Origin of the sequence: Vibrio sp. NFR (genome assembly GCF_027587095.1) — a bacterium.
In the GTDB taxonomy this organism is placed as follows: Bacteria; Pseudomonadota; Gammaproteobacteria; order Enterobacterales; family Vibrionaceae; genus Vibrio; species Vibrio harveyi.
Window position 1 is genome coordinate 131,581 of record NZ_JAPPTN010000009.1, and the last position, 23,508, is coordinate 155,088.

17 protein-coding genes are annotated in these 23,508 nt (G+C 45.2%); 6 read left to right on the forward strand and 11 right to left on the reverse strand.

Annotation, left to right across the window (positions count from 1 at the left end):
• Nucleotides 1–81 precede the first annotated feature (81 nt).
• Nucleotides 82–3,993 carry a phosphoribosylformylglycinamidine synthase gene (gene purL / locus OH463_RS17525; RefSeq protein ID WP_269991809.1) on the reverse strand — a complete coding sequence of 1,304 codons (3,912 nt, stop codon included), beginning with the start codon at nt 3,991–3,993 and terminating at the stop codon, nt 82–84.
• Nucleotides 3,994–4,316: 323 nt separating this feature from the next.
• Between purL and mltF the strand changes: the two genes are divergently transcribed.
• Nucleotides 4,317–5,921: a membrane-bound lytic murein transglycosylase MltF gene (mltF, locus tag OH463_RS17530; RefSeq protein WP_005447627.1), complete on the forward strand. Its 1,605-nt coding sequence runs from the start codon at nt 4,317–4,319 to the stop codon at nt 5,919–5,921.
• Between the two features lie 504 nt (nt 5,922–6,425).
• Here the strand turns inward: mltF and tadA are convergent.
• From tadA to OH463_RS17560, 6 genes are all read right to left on the reverse strand, one after another.
• Nucleotides 6,426–6,959 carry a tRNA adenosine(34) deaminase TadA gene (gene tadA / locus OH463_RS17535; RefSeq protein ID WP_005447631.1) on the reverse strand — a complete coding sequence of 178 codons (534 nt, stop codon included), beginning with the start codon at nt 6,957–6,959 and terminating at the stop codon, nt 6,426–6,428.
• Between the two features lie 378 nt (nt 6,960–7,337).
• Nucleotides 7,338–8,897, reverse strand: coding sequence for an AbgT family transporter (locus tag OH463_RS17540; protein ID WP_005447634.1), 1,560 nt, complete (start codon nt 8,895–8,897; stop codon nt 7,338–7,340).
• A 289-nt stretch (nt 8,898–9,186) separates the two neighbouring features.
• Nucleotides 9,187–9,597, reverse strand: coding sequence for a type IV pilus modification PilV family protein (locus OH463_RS17545; RefSeq protein WP_005447635.1), 411 nt, complete (start codon nt 9,595–9,597; stop codon nt 9,187–9,189).
• Nucleotides 9,587–10,831: a hypothetical protein gene (locus tag OH463_RS17550; RefSeq protein ID WP_050917986.1), complete on the reverse strand. Its 1,245-nt coding sequence runs from the start codon at nt 10,829–10,831 to the stop codon at nt 9,587–9,589. Before OH463_RS17550 ends, OH463_RS17545 begins: the two co-directional genes overlap by 11 nt.
• Entirely contained in the window at nt 10,831–11,457 is a 627-nt protein-coding gene (locus OH463_RS17555) for a PilW family protein (RefSeq protein WP_161608499.1), read from the reverse strand. The genes OH463_RS17550 and OH463_RS17555 overlap by 1 nt, the downstream gene beginning before the upstream one ends.
• A 9-nt stretch (nt 11,458–11,466) precedes the next feature.
• A complete protein-coding gene (locus OH463_RS17560; protein ID WP_026138335.1) occupies nt 11,467–11,982 on the reverse strand; it encodes a GspH/FimT family pseudopilin in 516 nt (171 codons plus the stop codon).
• Nucleotides 11,983–12,085: 103 nt separating this feature from the next.
• Between OH463_RS17560 and OH463_RS17565 the strand changes: the two genes are divergently transcribed.
• Nucleotides 12,086–12,520 carry a type IV pilin protein gene (locus OH463_RS17565; protein ID WP_005447645.1) on the forward strand — a complete coding sequence of 145 codons (435 nt, stop codon included), beginning with the start codon at nt 12,086–12,088 and terminating at the stop codon, nt 12,518–12,520.
• A 132-nt stretch (nt 12,521–12,652) separates the two neighbouring features.
• Here the strand turns inward: OH463_RS17565 and dnaJ are convergent, their stop codons facing one another.
• The 4 genes from dnaJ to grpE all read right to left on the reverse strand — a co-directional run bounded on the left by dnaJ (nt 12,653) and on the right by grpE (nt 18,515).
• Nucleotides 12,653–13,801 (reverse strand): molecular chaperone DnaJ, encoded by a 1,149-nt coding sequence (dnaJ, locus tag OH463_RS17570; RefSeq protein ID WP_005447647.1) that lies wholly within the window; start codon nt 13,799–13,801, stop codon nt 12,653–12,655.
• A gap of 202 nt (nt 13,802–14,003) precedes the next feature.
• Complete coding sequence (gene dnaK / locus OH463_RS17575) at nt 14,004–15,920, reverse strand: molecular chaperone DnaK (RefSeq protein ID WP_005447648.1); 1,917 nt, start codon at nt 15,918–15,920, stop codon at nt 14,004–14,006.
• A 302-nt stretch (nt 15,921–16,222) separates the two neighbouring features.
• Entirely contained in the window at nt 16,223–17,497 is a 1,275-nt protein-coding gene (locus OH463_RS17580; protein WP_005447650.1) for a dicarboxylate/amino acid:cation symporter, read from the reverse strand.
• A 421-nt stretch (nt 17,498–17,918) separates the two neighbouring features.
• Nucleotides 17,919–18,515, reverse strand: coding sequence for a nucleotide exchange factor GrpE (grpE, locus tag OH463_RS17585; RefSeq protein ID WP_005447652.1), 597 nt, complete (start codon nt 18,513–18,515; stop codon nt 17,919–17,921).
• Nucleotides 18,516–18,660: 145 nt separating this feature from the next.
• On the opposite strand from grpE, the gene nadK reads away from it, so the two are divergent.
• The 4 genes from nadK to bamE all read left to right on the forward strand — a co-directional run bounded on the left by nadK (nt 18,661) and on the right by bamE (nt 23,417).
• A complete protein-coding gene (gene nadK, locus OH463_RS17590; protein WP_005447653.1) occupies nt 18,661–19,545 on the forward strand; it encodes an NAD(+) kinase in 885 nt (294 codons plus the stop codon).
• Between the two features lie 242 nt (nt 19,546–19,787).
• A complete protein-coding gene (locus OH463_RS17595) occupies nt 19,788–20,975 on the forward strand; it encodes a DUF3103 domain-containing protein (RefSeq protein ID WP_005447654.1) in 1,188 nt (395 codons plus the stop codon).
• Nucleotides 20,976–21,143: 168 nt separating this feature from the next.
• Complete coding sequence (gene recN / locus OH463_RS17600; protein WP_049535692.1) at nt 21,144–22,808, forward strand: DNA repair protein RecN; 1,665 nt, start codon at nt 21,144–21,146, stop codon at nt 22,806–22,808.
• A gap of 249 nt (nt 22,809–23,057) precedes the next feature.
• Nucleotides 23,058–23,417 (forward strand): outer membrane protein assembly factor BamE, encoded by a 360-nt coding sequence (gene bamE / locus OH463_RS17605; protein WP_005447656.1) that lies wholly within the window; start codon nt 23,058–23,060, stop codon nt 23,415–23,417.
• Nucleotides 23,418–23,508: the final 91 nt, after the last annotated feature.

Sequence of the window (23,508 nt, forward strand, 5' to 3'; positions counted from 1 at the left end):
TTCTCGATTCCCTTAAATAAAAAAGCGCCAGTCTTTCAACCAGCGCTTTATTCTTTTCGTTAACCTTGGACTACGCCGTAATTAGCCGATGTTCTTACGTGCGTTTTGGAACATACGCATCCAAGCACCATTCTCGCCCCAACCTTCTGGAGCCCATGAGTTCGCTACTGTGCGGAACACACGCTCAGGGTGCGGCATCATGATTGTGACACGACCATCTTGAGTCGTTAGACCCGTAATAGCGTTTGGCGAACCGTTCGGGTTATTCGGGTATTGCTGCGTTGGGTTACCGTGGTTGTCCACGTAACGAACCGCAACGGTACCTGATGCTTCAATCGCTGCTAGATGGTCAGCATCACGTACTTCTACACGACCTTCACCGTGAGAAACTGCGATAGGCATACGAGACCCCGCCATGCCGTCAAAGAATACAGAATCAGACTTCTGAACTTCAACTAAGCTAAAGCGCGCTTCAAAACGCTCAGATTCATTACGAACAAAGCGTGGCCATAGGTCTGCACCTGGGATTAGCTCTTTCAGGTTCGATAACATCTGACAGCCGTTACACACACCTAGAGAAAATGTGTTGTCACGATTAAAGAAGCTTTGGAACTGTTCACGAGCTTGTGCATTGAACAAAATAGACTTAGCCCAACCTTCACCCGCACCAAGTACGTCACCGTAAGAAAAGCCACCACAAGCCACTAGACCGTGGTACTCATCCAGAGCCGCTTGACCTGTTAGGATGTCGCTCATGTGAATATCAGTCGCTTCGAAACCTGCACGATCAAACGCTGCTGCCATTTCTACGTGAGAGTTAACGCCCTGCTCACGCAGAATAGCCATCTTAGGCTTCGCACCGGTATTTACCATAGAACCCGCGATGTAAGGCGCTGCAATGTCTTCGTTTACGTCGAAGCTTAGCTTAACGTTTAGACCTGGGTCAGAGTTGTCTTTCTTCGCTTCATGCTCTTGGTCAGCACATGCTGGGTTATCGCGTAAACCTTGCATCTTATGCGTCGTCTCAGCCCAGATAGTACGCAGTTCAGTACGGTTACGCTCAAGAACCACTGTGTCACCAGAAGTAATCACTAGCTCATCAGATGCTTCGACTGAGCCGATTACGTGAGAACATGCTTCAAGACCGTTCGCTGCTAGCGTTGAAAGTACAGCGTCTAGGTCATCGTTTTTAACCTGAAGCACTGCACCCAACTCTTCGTTGAATAGTGATGCTAGTACATCTTCACCTAGGTCGGCGATGTCTGCTTTAACACCACAGTGACCAGCGAACGCCATCTCTGCAAGCGTTACAAATAGACCGCCATCGCCTTTATCGTGGTAAGCCACTACTTGATCGTTTGCTACTAGAGTTTGAACTCCTTCGTAGAAACCTTTCAGTTGTGCTGCGTTGTCTACATCTGCTGGCTTATCACCAAGCTGCTTGTAAACCTGCGCAAGTGCTGTTGCGCCTAGACGGTTTTGCCCGTTACCTAGGTCGATAAGAACCAGTGACGTGTCACCTTTATCTGTGCGCAATTGCGGTGTGATTGTCTTACGAACATCTTCAACACGAGCAAACGCAGTGATGATGAGAGATAGCGGAGAGGTTACTTCTTTCTGTTCGCCGTTCTCTTCCCACTTGGTCTTCATCGACATTGAGTCTTTACCCACAGGGATAGTCAGACCAAGTGCTGGACATAGCTCTTCACCCACAGCTTTCACCGCTTCGTAAAGACCTGCATCTTCACCCGGGTGACCGGCTGGAGACATCCAGTTTGCAGACAGTTTAATATGTTTGATATCACCGATGTTTGTCGCTGCAATGTTTGTGATTGCTTCACCAACCGCTAGACGAGCCGATGCACCAAAGTCTAATAGAGCAACTGGTGTACGCTCACCCATCGACATTGCTTCACCGTGGTAAGTGTCGTAACTTGCTGCAGTTACCGCGCAGTTTGCTACTGGAACCTGCCACGGACCAACCATTTGGTCACGCGCGACAAGACCTGTTACCGTGCGGTCACCGATAGTGATTAGGAATGTTTTTTCTGCAACCGTTGGAAGGCGTAGAACGCGATCCACGGCTTCGTTCAGCTCGATGCCGTCACGGTTAACCGCCGGGTTGTTTGCTTTTAGTGTTTTCGCATCACGGTGCATCTTAGGCGTCTTACCAAGAAGCACATCCATTGGCATGTCAATTGGCGTGTTCTCGAAGTGTGAATCTTCAAGTTTAAGCTCACGCTCTTCAGTTGCGATGCCTACTACTGCGTATGGTGCGCGCTCACGCTTACAGATTGCATCGAATACTTCCATGTTCTCTGGCGCAACCGCCATTACGTAGCGTTCTTGAGATTCGTTACACCAGATCTCAAGTGGGCTCATGCCTGGTTCGTCATTTGGTACGTCACGCAGTTGGAAAATACCACCACGTTCGCCATCGTCGACAAGCTCTGGAAGTGCGTTAGAGATACCGCCCGCACCCACATCGTGGATGAATGCGATTGGGTTAGCATCACCAAGTTGCCAACAACGGTCGATCACTTCCTGACAGCGACGCTCCATCTCTGGGTTTTCACGCTGTACTGAAGCGAAATCTAAGTCTTCTGCTGATTGACCAGATGCCATTGAAGAAGCAGCACCACCGCCAAGACCGATGTTCATTGCAGGACCACCAAGTACGATTAGGCTTGCACCTACGGGGATCTCTTTCTTCTGAACGTGCTCGTCACGGATGTTACCCATACCACCAGCAATCATGATTGGCTTGTGGTAACCACGAACCTCTTCACCTGCGTGAGAGTTAACTTTCTCTTCGTAAGTACGGAAGTAGCCAAGTAGGTTTGGACGACCAAATTCGTTGTTGAACGCCGCGCCACCAAGTGGACCTTCTAGCATGATATCTAAAGCGTTAACGATACGACCCGGCTTACCGAAATCTGTTTCCCATGGCTGCTCAAAACCAGGAATACGTAGGTTAGAAGTAGTGAAGCCAACAAGACCTGCTTTTGGCTTACCACCGATACCAGTCGCGCCTTCATCACGGATCTCACCGCCTGAACCAGTAGAAGCGCCCGGCCATGGAGAGATAGCAGTTGGGTGGTTGTGCGTTTCCACCTTCATTAGGATGTGCGCTTTCTCTTGGCTGTAACCGTACTGGCGAGTTTCTGGGTTCGGGAAGAAACGACCTACATCTGAACCCACCATAACTGCCGCGTTATCTTTGTACGCAGACAGTACGTTTTCTGGTGTGGTTTCAAACGTGTTTTTGATCATCTTGAACAGAGACTTCTCTTGCTTAACACCGTCGATAGTCCAATCTGCATTGAAGATCTTGTGACGACAGTGCTCTGAGTTCGCTTGTGCAAACATCATTAGCTCAATATCAGTCGGGTTACGTTCAAGCTTATTTACGAACGCATCGTAAAGGTATTCTATTTCATCATCTGCAAGTGCAAGACCTAGGGTAACGTTTGCGTTTTCAAGCGCAGCACGACCGCCGCTTAATAGGTCAACGTCTGCCACTGGTGCAGGTTCTGCAGCTTGGAATAATGCGCTTGCGTCGTCGAAGTCAGTAAAAGTAACTTCCATCATGCGATCATGGATGAGCGCTTTTACATCTGCAATTTGAGCATCGTTAAGAGGCGTCGCTGTTTCTACGTAGTATGCTGTGCCGCGCTCAAGACGTTTTACTTTGTCTAGACCACAGTTGATGGCGATGTCTGTAGATTTAGAAGACCAAGGCGAAATAGTGCCCGGGCGAGGAGTCACAAGAAGTAAAAGACCTTCTGGCTCATGCTCTTCGATCGTTGGACCGTAAGTCAGCAATTTTTCCAGTTTTTCCAACTCTTGGTCATCAAGGTCAGACTTTAGATCCGCAAAGTGCATAAACTCTGCGTAAATGCCAGTGACAGGCAGATCTTGTTCACGACATAGTTCCAGTAGTTTATTAACACGAAACTCAGAAAGAGCTGGGGAGCCACGCAAAATTCTCATGTGCTTAGGTCTCTTATTGCAAGTAATTAAGGTAATATTGGAATAAATTCAGTGGGTTATACTGTTTTCTTCGAAGCTATTCCCGAAGGTTTTTCAAACCTATGCCGATGCCACCTCTTCGTTGCGAGCGCATTATATAGCAATTGTTTTTGTGATGTAACACCAAAAGCAACCGTTTGCGTCATTTTTTTTGCCAAATTTGAATTACGACTAAAATGTCGATAAATAACACAATGTCGCACTCTATCTGTCTGATTCACTTTGCCCCACCAGCGCGCTTTGATATAAAGGCAACTAGAAATTTATCGAGACGTACCGAATTAATGCAAATAAGTCAGTTCAACCGACTCAAGCGCAGCGCCCTACTTTTCGCTTCTGTGCTTTTACTTTCTGCCTGTCAGATTGAGTCGGAACCTAAAAGTGAATTCGAGCAAATCCAAGAGCGTGGTGTCCTACGTGTTGGCACGCTAAATAACCAACTCTCCTACTACATTGGTCCAGACGGTCCTGCTGGCTTGGATTACGAACTGGCACGTAAATTTGCAGAACAACTAGGCGTGAAGTTGGAAATCAAACCTGCTTTCCGTCAAGCCGAGTTATTCCCTGCCCTCAAAAAAGGCGATATCGACATCATTGCGACAGGTTTGAATCAAACTTCGCAAGCGGTGCAACGTTTCCGTCCGGGACCTGCCTACTACTACGTAAGCCAACAGGTGGTATATAAGAAAGGACAACTTCGTCCTCGCGACATTGATCAGCTCATCAAGTATCAAGAATCAAAAGATGAAAAGGCTGTCGATGAAAATGCCAATGCAGGTGCAGAAACGCTACAGATCGTTGAACAATCACAGTTTGTTCCGACACTAACGTCACTACAAAAAGAATATCCAGAGCTTCAATTCGAGATTGTTGGCGATGCAGACACTCGCGATTTGCTAAAACACGTATCGACGGGTGAACTGCGTTTTACTGTAACTGACTCGGTCGAATTGTCTTTAGCTCAACGTTTATACCCAGATCTTGCACTTGCTTTTGAGCTAACAGAAGACCAACCCGTCTCTTGGTTTACTCGCCGCTCTGAAGATGAAAGCTTATACGCGATGCTGATTGAATTCTTTGGCAATATCCAGCAGTCAGGCGAGTTGGCGACACTAGAAGAAAAGTACATCGGTCATATTGAAGCATTTGATTATGTCGATACTCGCGCCTTTATCCGAGCGCTAGACAACAGCCTGCCTAAGTGGGCACCACTATTCCAAAAATACAGCGAAGAGTTTGATTGGCGCTTGATCGCCGCATTGGCTTACCAAGAGTCCCACTGGAAACCAAAAGCAAAATCACCGACGGGTGTACGTGGAATGATGATGCTTACATTGCCTACTGCGAAGAGCGTTGGAGTAACGGACCGACTTGACCCAGAACAGTCTGTTCGAGGTGGTGTGGAATACCTGCGTCGTATTGTCGCTCGTGTACCAGATTCCATTAATGAACACGAAAAGATTTGGTTTGCGTTGGCATCTTACAACGTTGGCTATGGTCATATGATGGACGCACGACGCCTGACTAAAGCGCAAGGCGGCGATCCAAACGCATGGGCAGATGTAAAAGAGCGTCTACCATTGTTGCGTCAGAAACGTTATTACAGCCAAACCCGTTACGGTTATGCCCGTGGTGATGAAGCACGTAACTACGTAGAAAACATCCGCCGTTACTATCAATCGATCATTGGTCATGTCAGTCAGAAACCAGCCATTGACGAAGATACGGAAGATCTTCAGGTCATTCCGCCACTCGATCCAAACCTATTGGTTTCTGGGGCGGTTGAAACCTTGGCTGAGCAAGTTTCAGGGGCTAAAAGCACAACACCAAATGAAGTGCAAAAACCAGAGACGAAAACCGAACCTATTCCTGTTTCAGGGGCGGAATAAACCTTTCGAAAATAGCGAGCTCACAGCTCGCTATTTTTTTGTTGAGTCAACAAAAAAAGTTATCTAGAATCCGGTCTTTCGAGCTTATCTAGTTTGCGTTGCTATTTGGTGCCATACCAATACGAAGCGCGCAGAAAAGTAAGTTCTTTTGGTCACCTCTCCTCACTCGATGTCACCTTCATCGGAAGTGTGCATCACCAGAATGTCATCAATTGATAATGAATCGGACGCTTTGCTATGCGAGTGTCGGAGAGTGTGTTCGTTGTCTGCAAGAGGTTCTGATTATGAGAAAACGCAGAGTGCAGTCAAAACGTTTGAATAAGACAGTGGCTGCTAACCGCCGTAAGCGCAAGCTTACGTGTATGAAAAAGAAAGTCAGTGCACGTAACCGTGTTTTCGTTCACCTAGTGAATCACTGAGAACTTGAAGCAAACATCTACTTCCGAGTAGGTGTTTGCTAAAGAGATGAATTATTGCCGCGAACCTTAATTTACTCGCCTGAATTTATTCGCCCTTTGTATCCTGCTCATTATCTAACGCTTTCTGCGCTTGTTTTTTGGCTTTAATTTCTTTACGACGACGCTTAAAGAACGCTTGCAACTGAGCACGGCACTCCTCTTCTAGCAATCCATTTTCTACTGTTGCGTAATGGTATGCCGCTTGGCTTTCGAACAAATTCAATACCGTCCCTGCTGCCCCTGCTTTTAAATCAGGCGCACCGTAAACCACTCGCTTTACTCGGCTATGTAGCAACGCACCAGCACACATAGGACAAGGCTCTAACGTGACATACAAAGTCGTATCAAGCAGTCGATAGTTACCTAGTGCTTCTCCTGCTTTTCGTAATGTCTGGATCTCGGCGTGTGCGGTTGCATCGTGAGCACAAATAGAACGGTTCCAACCTTCCGCAATAACCTCTCCATCTTTTACCAACACAGCGCCAACTGGTACCTCCCCTTCAGCTTCGGCTTGCTCGGCAAGCTCCATCGCACGGCGCATAAATAGTTCGTCTTGAGGAGAAAACTGAGAATCTGACAAAAGGGAGCTCCGGAATTTGGGATAGATCGTGATTGAAAGTGGATTTTAACCTTCAAAGAGGGGAAGTGGAAGCGGGATGATTTTGCCTGTTAGGGTACAAATACCGTGATTCAAAGCAGTTTGATCGTCATCCTCAAGAGCGAGGTACGAGCGAGTTGGGGATCTCTTTATTTTGTATCCCGAAGGGCAAAGTCCGTTCCGACTCCCAAACAAAAAAAAGCGCCAGTCTCTCGAGCAGCGCTTTCGAATTACCAATACCTAAATAGTTGGTGTTGTAGCTAGGCAACAAGCAAGTTCAGCCCTATGAGCATAGAGGCTCTATGTGATTAGGGTGAACTTGCGCAGTTAACAACGCTACAGCGCCAAATATGACGGTCTTTACATTGTGTAAGTGTATGGCGCTTGGATACCTAGAGGAATGCCTAGCATCCAGTAAACCACTAGGAATACTGACCAGCCGATTAGCATTGCAATCGAGAATGGCATCATTAGCGATGCTAGCGTACCGATACCTGTCGACTTCACGTAACGTTGACAGTAAACCACAACTAGAGGGAAGAATACCATCAGAGGTGAAATGATGTTCGATACAGAGTCACCTACGCGGTAAGCCGCCTGAGATAGCTCAGGAGAGATACCAACAGCCATTAGCATAGGCACTAGGATTGGACCAATAAGAGCCCATTTCGCTGATGCAGAACCGATTAGAAGGTTTACAGAAGCTGTTAGAAGAATCATACCGATGATAGTAGCTTCACCAGGTAGGTTCATTGCTTTAAGACCTTCCGCACCGTATAGCGCTAGCATCGTACCGATGTTTGATTGCGCGAATGCAGATAGGAACTGCGCACAGAAGAACGACATTACAATGTATGCGCCCATAGTGGACATGGTATCCGCCATCGCTTTGATGATGTCGTTACTTGTCTTAAACGTGCCAGAAACGCGACCGTAAACGTAACCCGGAATGATAAACAGGATGAAGATCAACGGAACAATAGACTTCATGATTGGCGCAGAGAACGCTGTGATTTCACCTTCAGGTGAACGCAGTGCAGAGTTTTCTGGAATAAGTGCTACAACAAGAAGTGCGATACCCGCCATCATTGCCCAACCAGCGTAACGGAACGCTTTAGACTCAAGCTCAGTGAAAGAACCTAGATCTGGTGCTTTCTCTGCGTCTTCGTCGATTGGTGTGTTCTTTAGGCGTGGTTCGATGATTTTCTCAGTTACGTACCAACCGATAGCCACAATAATTACTGAAGATAGACCAGTAAAGAAGATGTTCGCTAGAGGGTTAACCACGTACTCAGGATCTAGAACCTGCGCAGCTGTTTGCGTGAAACCAGCCAATAGAGGATCGATACCTGAAGGGATGAAGTTTGCAGAGAAACCACCCGATACACCTGCAAACGCTGCCGCGATACCCGCAAGAGGGTGACGACCTGCCGCGTGGAAGATGATACCACCAAGAGGAATAACTAGAACGTAGCCCGCATCCGCCGCAGTGTGCGATACGATTGCTACAAGAATGAGCATTGGAGTAAGAAGTTTAGCTGGCGTGAAGTTCAGCATCTTCTTAAGACCAGTGGTGATGAAGCCAGAAGAATCGGCAACACCTACACCCAACATCGCTACAAGAACGATACCAAGTGGTGCAAAGCCAGTGAACGTTGTCACCATGTTAGCAAGGAAACTTGCTAGTGCTTCGCCTGTTAGAAGGTTAGTGATTGTGAGAGCTTCGCCAGTTCGAGGATTTAGAAGGTCGAAAGAAACATTCGACAAAAGTGCAGACGCAGCCCAAGTAATGATTAGTGCCCAGAAGAACAGAATCGCTGGATCAGGAATTTTGTTACCTGCTCGTTCGATAAAGTTCAGGAAGCGATCCATCCCGCTCGGCTTCGGTGACGGTGCCTTATTTACTGCTTGGTTACTCATCGTAACTCCATATGAATGATGTTGGTGCCATGGCCTATTTGAATAATTATAACGGCCTATTTTCAACAGAGCATTCTAGTAAATAGCGCCTCAGAAAGCACAAGGTTCTATGTTTTTTTCCATATTTGGAGACATATTTTGCAAAAACGCCATATCAATTAAACATAAAAAAAACAGTAGCACACCATTCGCATTAACAGTTGTAAAACCACCCATTAACCACGCAATTTAGCAATAAAAAGCGTCAATATTAACGATAAAAGTAATTATAAGAGGAATACCTAATCCATCACTTTTCGAATTCACTATGACGCGAAATCATAGTTTTCAATTCAACTGATTGCGTTTCCCCCATTCGGTCAACCCAACTCGATTTGATAGTAATGGTCTTAAGCGACCCTGAAACCGTAGCTGCTGGAACTTCCCACTCAACAACATAAGATCCACTAGCAGAAGATCCGGTTGCAATCGAAGCAAAATTGGCAGGCGTAATGGTAGACATCGCCTCAGAAGCACCACGAGAGCGGAACCACTCAAGTTGATTTTCAGCCAGTCTCAACGCCTCGATACTATGAATCGCATAATCCGATTCACGTTCCATGTAAATTTGTAGTTTAGTGAGTCCGAGCGCCCCAATGCCCAATAAAAGAAAAGAAATCAGCACCTCAATTAAACTAAAGCCTTGTTGTCTAGAGATCATTCCAAGACCCCTTTCTCCATCTAGGGATAGTATTCGCATTTCTTGAGTTATCTATTACATCTTTATTGTATCTAAAGTCGAGAGAGTCAAAGAATACGGCAGCCTGGTCTTCACTATCAAAATACTGTCCTCCAGACACCGTGAAAGAACCGTGTTGATAATAAGATGCGATAGTGCGGTAAGAGTCTTCAACAACACTAGGGACATGATTCAGATGCCCATTAGCTTCGAAGCCAGCCCAATCAGCTGTTGTTGGGGTATATTCATGATTGAAATGAAACAACACACCTTTAAACTTGTTTGATGTCGCACCCGCGCTTGGAGGTCCCATAACGGAGAAAAGACCATCATGAATGAGCACCGTAACGCCGTTAGTCGAAGATGTCGCATTCACTAAATCATTGTATTCTGATTGCTTTATTTCGCAGCTCCCTTCAACCCATAAATGGTGCTTCCCTGACTGAATTTTTGCTGTTAAAGCGGCACCACAATTAGGTATACCACCAGTTATCGAGCCTGTCATAACATGAAAAACACCATTATCTCGTATGTCATTATGATCTTCAGCCTTTACTCCAAAGAAGGATTCAAATGGCTTTAAATCCGTATCTTGAGTAAAGTCATCACCAGCACCAACCCCACCAGAACTTGATGAGAGATGACGATTTGTCGCCGTGTTCGCGCAATCTTTATTTGTTGGGTTGTTAAAGTCCGAATATGGAGACTCACCATGAATTACCCCTTTATTATCAACCGAGGCAGAGTAAAAACGCTTTTTATACCTTAAAGCAATACACTCCCATCCATCGCTGCTCAATTCGCCTGGATCTGGAGTAGAGAACGTTGCACTGGAGTGAAAATACACATCAGCACTGGATTGCATCGCTCCAAAACTTAAGTCTCCCCCCATCATTATTTCTTTTTTAACACTCGCAAAACCAACAGTAGAAGTAACCAAATACCCTTTTAAAGTACTTGCAAAACTGGGAATAGTCGCAAACCCGGAATCACAATCAGTCACCACTGCAGGAACACTTTTACTTAATTTAAATTGTGCCCACGCACATTCAACAGCCCCTTCAGCTAACCAATGCTCTTGTCTGGATTCAATTTGATTGTTGGCACGTTTGATTTGATAGAAAAGGGACTTGTAGCTTCCCAGTGACATCATTAATGCCGCAACCAGCAACACGCTCACAACTAATAATGCTGCGGCTCCCTGTTGATTTCTCATTACTGCCAGTTCCTCTGCTTCACGGTAAACGACTGCTCTGTTTGAACACTTGTTGCGCCAACTAATTCCGTTCCTAAGGTAATGGTGACTACCGCGCTTTCAGCATCTGTGTTTTTCAGCGTGCGAGCGGCAAGATCAAAGCGGTTAATATGAATAGCTCTCTTATCAAAAAGCGTATTGCATGTACCGGTACCAGAAAGCGCAATAACTTGACTGACGTTCCATATCGTCGTTTGTTTTTTCTCACAGACAAACAAAGACTCGGGCGTATTAATCCGCTGCTCATATACGACACTTTTATAAAGTGGCGCTGCACCTGAAGTCCCAACTTGATAGGCGTATGCAATCAACCCCATCCCCGGAGTATCAAGAGTGTAAATCGTATCGGTCGCACCTGAAATTTTGACTGAATCACTGCCACCTTCATTAAAGCCAGCTCGTTGGATATCGTTTCTTAACATCGCTAATACGCTGCCCGTGTTTTGCAGTAACATCAGCTCTTTGGAACGCTCCATCGCCACTTTTTGTCCACTGATGTAAAGCGATCCAACAATAGCTAGAGCAATCAGCCCTAAAGAGGATGCAATCATAAACTCGACGAGGCTCGCGCCTTTCTGCTTATACATATTCATTCCTCAAGAACAGGTTGAATAGCCGAAGAACTCGGTATTGTTGTTGTCGCTGCATACCCGGACACGCGCAGACAAAGTGTGAGAGATAAGTTTTAAGGCTTTAGAAGACTCTCCGACCGGGTAAAAGCGAATGTTGCCTGAAGAAGGGCGACCATGGACGTCATCAAAACTGATTTGGTCTGAAGCGTAGCTCGGAGTAACCACAATGCCCTTGTAAGGCGCGCCTGAAAACGAGAATAAAACCGTACCGACTCCCTCGGAGCTATTATCTGTGAGCTCAATGCGCCAATTACCATCACTGGATGAACCTCCAGACATGATCAGGTGTGCCCAAAGCCTCTCTCGGCGCAATACCGCTTCTGATTTACCTTGAATAACAAAACCATGCAGTTCATTCGCTAAGCGCTGCATTTTGTTGGTTTCAAAAACATTTTGGAAAGAAGGAGCAGCAGCCGTGAGCAAAACACTCAGCACGGCGATAGTGATCAGAAGCTCCAATAATGTAAACCCGCGAGGCATTTCCCAAATTCCTATGCAAACGGCAAGAGGACCGTAATTCATCTTGCGCAGATGCTATCACCTGAGAAAAATAGGCGGAAAAGTGAAAAGGAAACTACTCGTCATGATTCGAATTTCTGGTTGTAACGGATACAACAAACGATTTAGAGGGATGACATTGATCGAAATACTGATAGCAGTTGTGATTATTGGAATCATCGCGGCTATCGCTTATCCGTCATATACCAACCACACCATTACGGCACACCGCACCGTTGCTCTAAGCGATATCAGTCGCATACAACTGGAGCTAGAAACCTCTTACAACGGTGGGTACGATTGGAGTAGCATCATCTCTGGCGGGACTTGTACGATCTGCGACTCCGATTCAAATCGCTTTTCATTTAGTATCGCAAGCACATCCAGCGCAGCTTATGTTATCGAAGCGACGGCAAAAGCCGATTTAGGGCAAAACGGTGATAACTGTTTCCCTAGTGGGGTAAATAAAATAACCCTAACGTCCACCAACATAGAGTCACCGAGTGCATGTTGGGATTAGCCCTTTCGAGAATAGATAAAGACAACTTAGACGACAAGTTCGATGCCATAAAGTCACTTTAAATAAAAAGAAAGCAGATACAAAAAAGCCTGCATCACAGCAGGCTTTTTATTGGATTCAACTAACCAGCAATTAGCTTGTTAGGTCATCAAAGAACTTCTTCACGCCGTTGAAGAAGCCTTCAGATTTTGGTTTGTGCTTAGTTGCGGCATCGCCACCACAAGATTCATCAAACTCTTTAAGCAATTCTTTCTGACGAGCGCTCAAGTTAACTGGAGTCTCTACTACAAGCTTAACGATTAGGTCACCAACACCGCCACCACGAACGCCTTTCACCCCTTTACCGCGCATACGGAACATACGTCCTGTTTGCGTTTCTGTTGGTACTTTAAGGTTCACACGACCATCTAGTGTCGGAACTTCAACTTCACCACCTAGAGCAGCCATAGCAAAGCTAACTGGCACTTCACAATACAAGTTGTTGCCTTCACGTTCGAAGATATGGTGCTCTTTCACGTGAACTTGTACGTATAGGTCACCTGCTGGTGCACCCATTTCTCCAGCTTCGCCTTCGCCAGATAGACGAATGCGATCGCCAGTATCAACACCTGCTGGGATCTTAACGTTAAGTGTCTTAGTTTTCTGTTTGCGACCTTGACCATGACATTCGTTACATGGGTCTTTGATGATCTTACCTTTACCATGACAGGTAGGACAGGTTTGCTGCACAGCAAAGAAACCTTGGCGCATTTGAACTTGACCGTGACCATGACAGGTTCCACAAGTCTCAGCTGAAGAACCTTTCTTCGCACCGCTACCGTCACAGGTATCACAATGAACAAGCGTTGGTACTTCGATTTCTTTCGATACGCCACGAACGGCTTCTTCTAGCGACAGTTCCATGTTGTAACGTAGGTCTGCGCCACGTTGCGCACGTTGCTGACCACCGCCACGACGACCGCCGCCAAAGATATCACCAAAAACGTCACCAAAGATGTCGCCGAAATCAGCACCACCGCCACCAAAACCGCCGCCGCCGAAGCCGCCACCGCCTTGTTCAAAAGCAGCATGACCATACTGATCGTACGCCGCTTTCTTTTGAGGGTCAGTGAGAATTTCGTACGCTTCTTTTACTTCTTTAAACTTATCCGCAGCAGATTCATCACCCTGGTTACGGTCTGGGTGGTATTTCATTGCTAGACGCTTGTACGCCTTTTTGATATCGCGCTCAGAGGCATCACGGCTTACGCCTAATACTTCGTAAAAATCACGTTTTGACATGTTCTTCGTCACCAATTAATTACTGCAAACGGCATGATTTACCGCTTGGTGTTTGTATCGTTCTAGGTAAGTGCACTTATTGCAAAATACTTAACTAGAAAGACAGCTTGGACAAACAGACGGGCGTAAGAGTTACCCCAAACGCCCGCACACAAAAGTCTTATCGACTCTAGGCGACCATAAGCCGCCTAGTTAAGAAATATTATTTCTTGTCGTCTTTAACTTCTTCGAACTCAGCATCAACAACATCGTCTTCTTGAGACTGTTGTGCACCAGCGTCAGCACCTTGTGCTTGTTGCGCTTGAGCTTGTTGTTGAGCGATTTCCATTAGCTTTTGAGCTGCAGTCATTAGCGCTTGAACTTTAGCGTCGATCGCTTCTTTGTCATCACCTTTACGTGCAGTTTCTAGCTCAGAGATAGCTGCTTCAATCTTCTCTTTCTCTTCTGCAGGTAGGGCTTCACCAGCTTCTTCTACTTGCTTACGAGTACCGTGAATCATTTGGTCAGCTTGGTTACGTGCAGTTGCTAGCTCTTCGAACTTTTTGTCCGCTTCTTTGTTAGCTTCTGCTTCTTGAACCATTTTCTCGATGTCGTCATCGCTTAGACCGCCAGAAGCTTGGATAGTGATCTTCTGCTCTTTACCAGTCTGCTTGTCTTTCGCTGAAACGTGTAGGATACCATCCGCATCTAGGTCGAAAGTAACTTCGATTTGTGGCATACCACGTGGTGCAGCTTGGATACCTTCTAGGTTGAATTGACCTAGAGATTTGTTGAAAGACGCTTGCTTACGCTCACCTTGAAGAACGTGGATAGTTACCGCGCTCTGGTTGTCTTCTGCTGTAGAGAAAACTTGGTTCGCTTTAGTTGGGATAGTCGTGTTTTTCTCAACTAGCTTAGTCATTACGCCGCCCATTGTCTCGATACCTAGAGACAGTGGAGTAACGTCTAGTAGAAGTACGTCTTTAACTTCACCCGCAAGTACACCACCTTGAACTGCAGCACCCATTGCTACTGCTTCATCAGGGTTTACATCGCGGCGAGCTTCTTTACCGAAGAACTCAGCAACCTTCGCTTGAACCATAGGCATACGAGTCTGACCACCAACTAGGATTACGTCAGTGATGTCGTTTACTGATAGGTCAGCATCAGCTAGAGCAACTTTTAGTGGCTCAAGAGAACGTTGTACTAGGTCTTCAACTAGAGATTCTAGTTTCGCACGAGTCACTTTGATGTTCATGTGCTTAGGACCAGTTGCATCAGCAGTAACGTAAGGTAGGTTTACGTCAGTTTGAGAAGTAGAAGAAAGCTCGATTTTCGCTTTTTCTGCTGCTTCTTTAACACGCTGCATTGCTAGTGGATCGTTCTTAAGGTTGATGCCTTGCTCTTTGTTGAACTCGTCTACTAGGTAGTTGATTAAACGGTTATCAAAGTCTTCACCACCAAGGTGAGTGTCACCGTTAGTTGCTAGAACTTCGAATGTTTTCTCGCCTTCAACTTCATCGATTTCGATGATAGAGATATCGAATGTACCACCACCAAGGTCGTATACCGCGATAGTGCGGTCGCCACCTGACTTGTCTAGACCGTATGCTAGAGCAGCCGCTGTTGGTTCGTTGATGATACGTTTAACTTCTAGACCTGCAATACGACCAGCGTCTTTAGTAGCTTGACGTTGAGCATCGTTAAAGTAAGCAGGAACTGTGATAACTGCGCCAGTTACTTCCTCACCTAGGAAGTCTTCAGCAGTTTTCTTCATTTTCTTAAGTACTTCAGCAGATACTTGAGGAGCCGCCATTTTCTGGCCTTTTGCTTCTACCCATGCATCACCGTTGTCAGCCTTAACGATTTTGTAAGGCATGATTTCGATGTCACGCTGAACTTCTTCGTCTTCAAAACGACGACCAATTAGACGCTTGATTGCAAATAGCGTGTTAGTTGGGTTAGTTACTGCTTGACGTTTCGCTGGTTGACCTACTAGCGTCTCACCGTCAGTGTAAGCAATAACCGATGCAGTAGTACGTTCACCCTCTGCGTTTTCAATTACACGTGGTTTGTCGCCGTCTAGTACAGCAACACATGAGTTAGTAGTACCTAAGTCAATACCAATGATTTTACCCATCAGGCTATCTCCGAATAAATTCTATTTTGTTTTGCTATATCCCCTATGTGGGGACTTAGAATCGGGTTTCAACCCTTGCTCACAAACTAAAGTAATGTTGTTTGCTTCTCTTATGCCCAATAGATAAGGGCTGCAAATGGCTTTTCAAGGGAGAGAGTGAAAAAAAACAAAAAAAAGTTGCGCAAAAGGCGAGAAGACGAGCGCAACTCAGCCCCCTTCGACTCTTCAATCTCGATTTTCGTTTCTATAAAAGAAAAAGCGAGGCATATAGCCTCGCTTTTCAACTAAGAGTGTATTGCAAATTATGCGCTTGCTTGTGCAGGCTCTGCGTCTACGACTTCTTCTTTACCAATCTCGCCTTCAGACTTCGCAACAATAGTGTTTACTGCTGTATCACCAACTACGTTAGATGAAGTACAGAACATATCATTGATACGGTCTACAGCTGCAATGATTGCTAAACCTTCTGGTGGAAGACCTAGTTGGTGTAATAGAACACCTACCATCACTACGCCGCCGCCCGGAACACCACCAGCACCGATAGAAAGTAGCAAGATAGTTAGACCAAGAGTAAAGATATCAGCAGTATTGATTGGCTGACCAAACGCGTTTGCGACAAACATAGTTGCTAGTGCGATGTAGATAGAAACACCAGACATGTTCATTGTTGCGCCCAGTGGTACACCGAAACCAGCAACCGACTTAGAAACCTTAAGCTTCTCAGTTAGCGTGCGCATTGTTACCGGGATAGTTGCGTTTGAACTTGCAGTTGATAGTGAGAATAGGATCTGCTCTCGAGTTGCACGTAGGAACGCTTTTGGTGAAGTGCCCGTCGCAATACCTACCGCCATTGGGTAGAAGAAGAAAATCCAGAACACTAGCATTGCAACAACAAGTGCTACGTAGCCAGCAACAGACATCAGCGTGTTTGCATCCAGTGTTGCACCTAGTTGAATCATCAGAGCAAATACACCGTAAGGTGCAAGGCTCATTACTAGACCAACCAGCTTCATCATGATTTCGTTCGCCATTTTAAACGTACGAATTGCCGGGCCGCCTCGAGAATCCAAAGCTTGAATAGCAAGACCTGTCAAAATTGCCATAAAGATGATTTGTAACATGTCGCCATTTGCAAACGCTTGTACAGGGTTGCTTGGAACGATGTTTACAACCAACGAGAAAATGTCAGGTGTTTCAGTTGTTGTTAAGTTAACAGTTTCTGAAATCGTGCCTGCCAGATTTGCATCAGCCCCCGGTTGGAAAATAAGACCAACAGTCAGTGCCGCAGTAATCGCGATGATGGTGTTGATAATGTATAGAGCAAAGGTTTTACCACCAAGACGACCAAAAGCCGTGATGTCTTTTAGGTCCACGATACCGCATACGATAGATACGTAAACAAGAGGTACTACTAACAGCTTAATCAATGATACGAACATACCACCAGCGCCTTCCGCTGCGCCAAGTAAATATGTATCAAAGAGAGCAACGCCACTAAAAAGATACTGAATTGCAGTACCGATCAGAAGACCCGCAAACAAGCCGATAAAAATCTTGCTAGAAAGCGATTTATCCATCATAAATCTCCAAAATGTTGTGTTTGCTATTTATGCTTTTATAGTTACATCTGCTGGTTTTTACGGCAGACCTCGCGAATAATACACACCACAGTTACAAAATAAAGACTTTCTTTACAGGATTGTTAATAAATAACATTAAAAGTAAACCACTAGATCTACATTCATATTCAGAATTAAATTTTGATTGCGAGTGATAACAGGTACTTATAGACACACCCATTCCATAAGTAAGCAAGATAAAGAAAGGATATCCCTTATTGGAAAATTTTTTACCAATAAGAAAAAATTTGAAGGGGATCAAATTTCATTTTGCGCACATATTCAGAGAGATGAATATGTTGATAGAGATGTTTGAAACAAAAACGCCCGCTATTGAATAGCAGGCGTTTTAATATATTTATATCAATGAGTTATTTGATTACTTAGCAACCATAACCATTGCAGGACGAACAACTCGACCGTTTAGCTCATAGCCTTTTTGCATCACAAACATAACTGTGTTTGATTCGTGATCTGGGCTTTCTTGAATAGACATAGCTTGGTGGAATTCAGGGTTGAATGCTTCACCTTCTGGGTTGATCTCTTTCAAACCAAATTTCGATACTGCGTCTACAAACGTCTTGTGTGTTAGCTCAACACCTTCAAGAATTGGCTTAACCACTTCGTGCTCTGCATCTGCAGCTTGGATTGCACGCTCAAGGTTATCGATAACTGGAAGTAGTTCTTCAGCGAATTTGTTCAGAGCGTACTTACGAGCTTTATCGATTTCTTGCTCAGTACGACGACGCATGTTTTCTACTTCAGCTTTAGAGCGAAGAACCGCATCTTGCTGGTCTTTCACTTTTGTTTCGCTAGACAGTAGTGCTGCTTCTAGTTGAGCAATCTTAGCGTCTTTCTCATCACCAATTTCTTCAAGTTCTGCTTCAGCTTCTTGCGCTGCGGCTTCTACTTTCTCAGCTTCTTCGATGATTTGATCAAGCTCTTCTTCTGTAACTTTGTTTTCTTCGTTGCTCATGATATCTCCAGAATTCAACTTAATGTCCTTAAAGCCACTCACGTTTTGTGGGCTTTAACCACATAAAAATTCGCATATTTAGGTAACTTGCCATTATTATGGGGATGAAGATTCCTGATTCAAGCCTCTTTAATGCGGAAATGCTATGAAAAACCCATGTAACGTGATCGCGATTATCGGAAAACCACGAGATCAGCAGGCAATTCAAACTCATAGAGAGTTATACGAATGGCTGACATCCGAAGGTTACCAAGTATTTATCGATGATCGCCTTGCTGCAATTTTAGACGAAATCCCGCAAAGCCAGTTTGCTAGCCTCGTAGAGCTAGGTAAAAACGCCGATCTCGCTATCGTAGTTGGCGGTGATGGCAACATGCTGGGTGCTGCTCGTATTCTATCTCGTTTCGATGTTGCTGTGATTGGTGTCAACCGAGGTAACTTGGGGTTCCTGACAGATCTAAACCCCGACGATTTCAAAGAAGCATTAAAAGCCGTATTAAAAGGCGAATATATAGAAGAAGAGCGTTTCTTATTGGAAGCAGAGATCCATCGTCACGGTCAAATCAAGAGCCATAACGCGGCATTAAACGAAGCCGTGCTCCACCCAGGACAAGTGGCGCACATGATTGAGTTTGAAGTTTATATTGATGACAGCTTTGCGTTTTCGCTGCGTGCCGATGGTTTGATTGTCTCTACTCCAACAGGCTCTACGGCTTACTCCCTGTCAGGTGGTGGACCTATTTTGTCACCAAGCTTAAACGCGATTTCTTTAGTGCCAATGTTCCCGCACACATTGTCTAGCCGCCCATTAGTTGTCGATGGCAAACGTCGTATCAAACTGGTCGTGTCACCAGAAAACCGCGGTACTCAGGAAGTAAGTTGTGACGGACAAGTTTCGCTCCCCGTCTCTCCAGGTGATGAAATACACATCTACCAGAGCCCGAACGTTCTCAAACTTATCCACCCGAAAGACTATAGCTACTATCACGTACTAAGAAATAAGCTTGGATGGTCGAGCAAACTGTTTTAGCAATAAAGGTTGGTGTGAAAGCATCAACCTTTTTTCTTTGCTCATATTTCAGCTTTCTACTCTATCCCGATTAAGGCGACACAAAATAAAAACCTACTAAATCTAGATTTATAAAATTTGATCTTGTGGGCAGATTTTATACAAATCTTGGAGAGCAAATTGAATGATAGGTGTCTGGTGATATTCTTGCCATGAATAGAATATTAACTCTATTTCATACAAACTATCTCAAAGGACACGCTATGAAAAAAACAATTATATTGTCCGCTCTCAGTACTTTAGCGCTTATGGGCTGCCAGTCTGAGGAGGCAAAGGTTAACAATATATCAAACGCAAAAGCCGAGGATATAACCAACACGAAACGCGCACTCGCTCAGCAACTTAGTGAGAGCTATACCAGCATGGAGCCAATGCTACGTAGGGACATTACCGCGGAGCACACCAGCGTCCCAGTATCTTCCTTTGTTGAACAAACGCCCCAAGCTGCTTTCAGTAAACAGCTTGTACAAGCCGATAACCAAATCCGCACATGGAAAGGCATCGAACAATACTCAGATCAGTTGCTAGAAGTCCGTCTAGCGAATGAAGAGATGCTAAATGTATGGCAAGAAGGGAAAGTCGATCCCCTATTTGCTTTCGAGCCAAGCGGTGATGACTCGCAATGGCAGTATATCGAAGCGTACGATGTATATGGTCAAATCCACCAGCTCGATGTCTATCAGCTTCCTGACGTACCAGTATTGGTTGTCGACAATAACAGCTCTGCAGAACTAAAAGCAGGTCTGCAAGCGATGCAAGCTGAGATGAAGAGCTTAGGTCAAGCCACGATGGTTCAGCCATACCTAGCGGACAAACAGCAAGTTAATTCCCCACTTCTCGCTAGCGCTGAAAGTTCGGTTCAACCAATTCAGACTACACAACTGAAGAAGATCCGTCTTTCTGATGACCAAGAACCATGGATCTCGGGTAAAGCAGAAATCTACGCCATCGTCACAGGGGTGAACCCAAGTCGCGACGAGCCGACGTTAGATTTAGTCGAGCTTCCATATTTGGATTATGACAACAAAGACTATTACCCGAATCAAATCATCATTCATTGGTCTCGTTACCGTTGGGGCGCGGCTGACATTGTATTGATGGAACAAGATGACGGTACGGATTACAAACAGTTGGCAAAACTGCTCGTTCAAGTTGCTGAAGAAGTATTAAAGGCGATTCCAGATCCAGAGGTGCAGGCGTATGCCATTATTCCTCAGATCACCAACAAGATCATTGATGCAATTCCTGATGGGGTTCTGACCAATGATGACGATTTCGTTGATGTTTACTACACCCTGATGCAAGACACATCTTACGTCGACCATCCTGGCGCGGGAGTCAATGCAGTCGTCACATTAGAACCGCTCACCATTAACCCAACTCGTCCGTAACTTGTTCAATTTAAATAGGTCGTTGCATTTTGCACGACCTATTTTTCTTCTCTCCATCACAAAAAGCCGCTTCTTTAAGAAAAAATACCACACCTGACTTTACTGTATAAAGAAACAGTATATACTGTTTTCTTATACAGTATTGTTCAGTTATACAGGTAAATAAAAATGCTGGCTCATCTAAGTGTTAATAATTTTGCGATTGTTAAGTCTTTACAGCTCGAGCTTTCAAAGGGCATGACCACCATTACTGGTGAAACAGGTGCAGGCAAGTCTATTGCAATTGATGCGTTAGGCCTTTGTTTAGGCGGACGTGCCGATGCAGGAATGGTGCGCCAAGGCGAAGAGAAAACAGAAGTCAGCGCTGCCTTTTTACTGGATAACAATCTACACGCAACGCGTTGGCTAGAAGATAACGACCTGCTTGATGGCAGCGAGTGTATCTTGCGTCGCATCATCACCAAAGAAGGTCGCTCTAGAGCCTTCATCAACGGCAGCCCAGTCCCACTTTCGCAACTCAAATCTCTTGGGCAGTTGTTGATCAACATTCATGGACAGCACGCACATCATCAATTGATGAAGAGCGAGCACCAAATGGCAATGCTTGACCAATATGCAGGACATTTAAACCTATTAAAAGGCACACGCAGTGCTTACCAGCATTGGCGTCAGGCAGACAATAACCTCAAGCAACTAAAAGAGAACAGCCAGCAAAATCAGGCACAAAAGCAGTTGCTCGAATACCAAATCAAAGAACTGAATGAGTTATCGCTAGGTGAAGAAGAATTCGCAGAGCTCGAACAAGAGCACAAACGACTGTCCAATAGCGGTGAACTTGCCGCTACCTGTCAGCAAGCCATCGAACTTATTTACGAAGGTGAAGAAGTCAATGCGCTTGGTATTTTGCAATCGGCCAATCACTCCCTAATTCAATTAGCTGAATTGGATGAGAAATTAGCAGAGCTACCAAATATGCTGGCAGAAGCGATGATCCAGCTAGAAGAAACTAAAAACGAACTTCGCAGCTACCTTGATGGCATTGATGTCGATCCGGGTCGCATGGCTTATGTCGAAGAACGCTTTTCTAAAGTGATGTCAATGGCTCGTAAACACCACGTTATGCCTGATGAGCTATATCAACACCATCAAGATCTATTGGCTCAAATCGAAGCGCTCGATTGCTCTGATGAACGTTTGGATGAACTCGCTCAAGAAGTTGAACAAAAGTATCAGAGCTTCTTGACCCAAGCGGAAAAACTGCACAAATCACGCAGTCGCTACGCAAAAGAGTTGAACAAACTGATCACACAAAGCATGCACGAATTGAGCATGGAGAAAGCGGTATTCAGCATTGAAGTGAACAACGAAAATACCCACCCATCACCGCTGGGAATGGACAGCGTCTGCTTCTTGGTTTCAACCAACCCAGGTCAGCCATTGCAACCCATCGCTAAAGTGGCATCGGGTGGTGAGCTATCACGTATCTCATTAGCCATCCAAGTGATCACCGCGCAGAAAGTAGATACTCCAAGCTTGATCTTCGATGAAGTAGACGTAGGTATCAGTGGTCCAACCGCTGCTGTTGTCGGTAAGATGCTGCGCAAACTAGGAGAGTCGACCCAAGTAATGTGTGTCACCCACTTACCTCAAGTCGCAGGTTGTGGTCATCAGCAAATGTTTGTCGCAAAACACACCAAAGGTGGTCAAACTGAAACACAAATGCGCTCACTAGATGAAGAGCAACGTGTGGCAGAATTAGCTCGTCTACTTGGTGGTAGTCAAATTACAGATTCCACATTGGCAAATGCTAAAGAACTGCTTATCGCCGCTTAAGATTATTACGGAGCCACCGCATATCAATCAGTTCAGTGGCTCTCTCCCATTTCAACTGCCCCAGTACTTTTGCTTTTCGCTAAACGAATGCGCAATGTTCCGCCAATTATTGTTCAATCTCAGCGAATAAATGCAACTCAACTCAAAATTCGTTGTCAGATTCCCTACCATACGACGCATAGCTTTTTACATCTGCGTCGAGCTTGTTTATTATCAGCGCAGTATTTTAAAGGTTACTAAGAAATTATTATGCAATTAAAGAAGTGGTTAGTTGCCGTACCATTAGCAATGACATTGCTGACAGGATGTTCGGTATTGGAAAAACTGGTTTATCGCATTGATATCAACCAAGGCAACTACGTAGAACAAAGTGCGGTTGATAAATTAAAGTTTGGGATGACTAAAGCACAGGTTCGCTACGTTCTTGGTTCACCTATGTTGGTTGAAAATGGCTACCCGAATACGTGGTACTACATTTACCACCACACTCCTGGTCACGGTGACTCAGTGCAAAAAGATCTTATCGTTCAGTTTAACGACCAAGGCACGCTGGCAGACATCACTGGTGACTACCCGAAAAGCGATGCATTTTACGAGAAGATTCAGTAAGCAACCTTTATTTTCACAGTATTCTTAAAGCCTCCTGACGGAGGCTTTTTTATTTCTGCTCAACAGAGCAAGGAAAGTTAGCCTCACAAAA

Excerpts from the sequence above, each read along its gene's own strand:
- grpE (WP_005447652.1), bottom strand. The coding sequence starts at position 18,515 with ATGAGCAACGAAGAAAACAAAGTTACAGAAGAAGAGCTTGATCAAATC.
- OH463_RS17540 (WP_005447634.1), bottom strand. The coding sequence starts at position 8,897 with ATGAGTAACCAAGCAGTAAATAAGGCACCGTCACCGAAGCCGAGCGGG.
- OH463_RS17545 (WP_005447635.1), bottom strand. The coding sequence starts at position 9,597 with ATGATCTCTAGACAACAAGGCTTTAGTTTAATTGAGGTGCTGATTTCT.
- OH463_RS17555 (WP_161608499.1), bottom strand. The coding sequence starts at position 11,457 with ATGTATAAGCAGAAAGGCGCGAGCCTCGTCGAGTTTATGATTGCATCC.
- OH463_RS17580 (WP_005447650.1), bottom strand. The coding sequence starts at position 17,497 with ATGGATAAATCGCTTTCTAGCAAGATTTTTATCGGCTTGTTTGCGGGT.
- recN (WP_049535692.1), top strand. The coding sequence starts at position 21,144 with ATGCTGGCTCATCTAAGTGTTAATAATTTTGCGATTGTTAAGTCTTTA.
- purL (WP_269991809.1), bottom strand. The coding sequence starts at position 3,993 with ATGAGAATTTTGCGTGGCTCCCCAGCTCTTTCTGAGTTTCGTGTTAAT.
- OH463_RS17560 (WP_026138335.1), bottom strand. The coding sequence starts at position 11,982 with ATGCCTCGCGGGTTTACATTATTGGAGCTTCTGATCACTATCGCCGTG.
- dnaJ (WP_005447647.1), bottom strand. The coding sequence starts at position 13,801 with ATGTCAAAACGTGATTTTTACGAAGTATTAGGCGTAAGCCGTGATGCC.
- dnaK (WP_005447648.1), bottom strand. The coding sequence starts at position 15,920 with ATGGGTAAAATCATTGGTATTGACTTAGGTACTACTAACTCATGTGTT.
- nadK (WP_005447653.1), top strand. The coding sequence starts at position 18,661 with ATGAAAAACCCATGTAACGTGATCGCGATTATCGGAAAACCACGAGAT.
- bamE (WP_005447656.1), top strand. The coding sequence starts at position 23,058 with ATGCAATTAAAGAAGTGGTTAGTTGCCGTACCATTAGCAATGACATTG.
- mltF (WP_005447627.1), top strand. The coding sequence starts at position 4,317 with ATGCAAATAAGTCAGTTCAACCGACTCAAGCGCAGCGCCCTACTTTTC.
- OH463_RS17595 (WP_005447654.1), top strand. The coding sequence starts at position 19,788 with ATGAAAAAAACAATTATATTGTCCGCTCTCAGTACTTTAGCGCTTATG.
- OH463_RS17550 (WP_050917986.1), bottom strand. The coding sequence starts at position 10,831 with ATGAGAAATCAACAGGGAGCCGCAGCATTATTAGTTGTGAGCGTGTTG.
- OH463_RS17565 (WP_005447645.1), top strand. The coding sequence starts at position 12,086 with ATGATTCGAATTTCTGGTTGTAACGGATACAACAAACGATTTAGAGGG.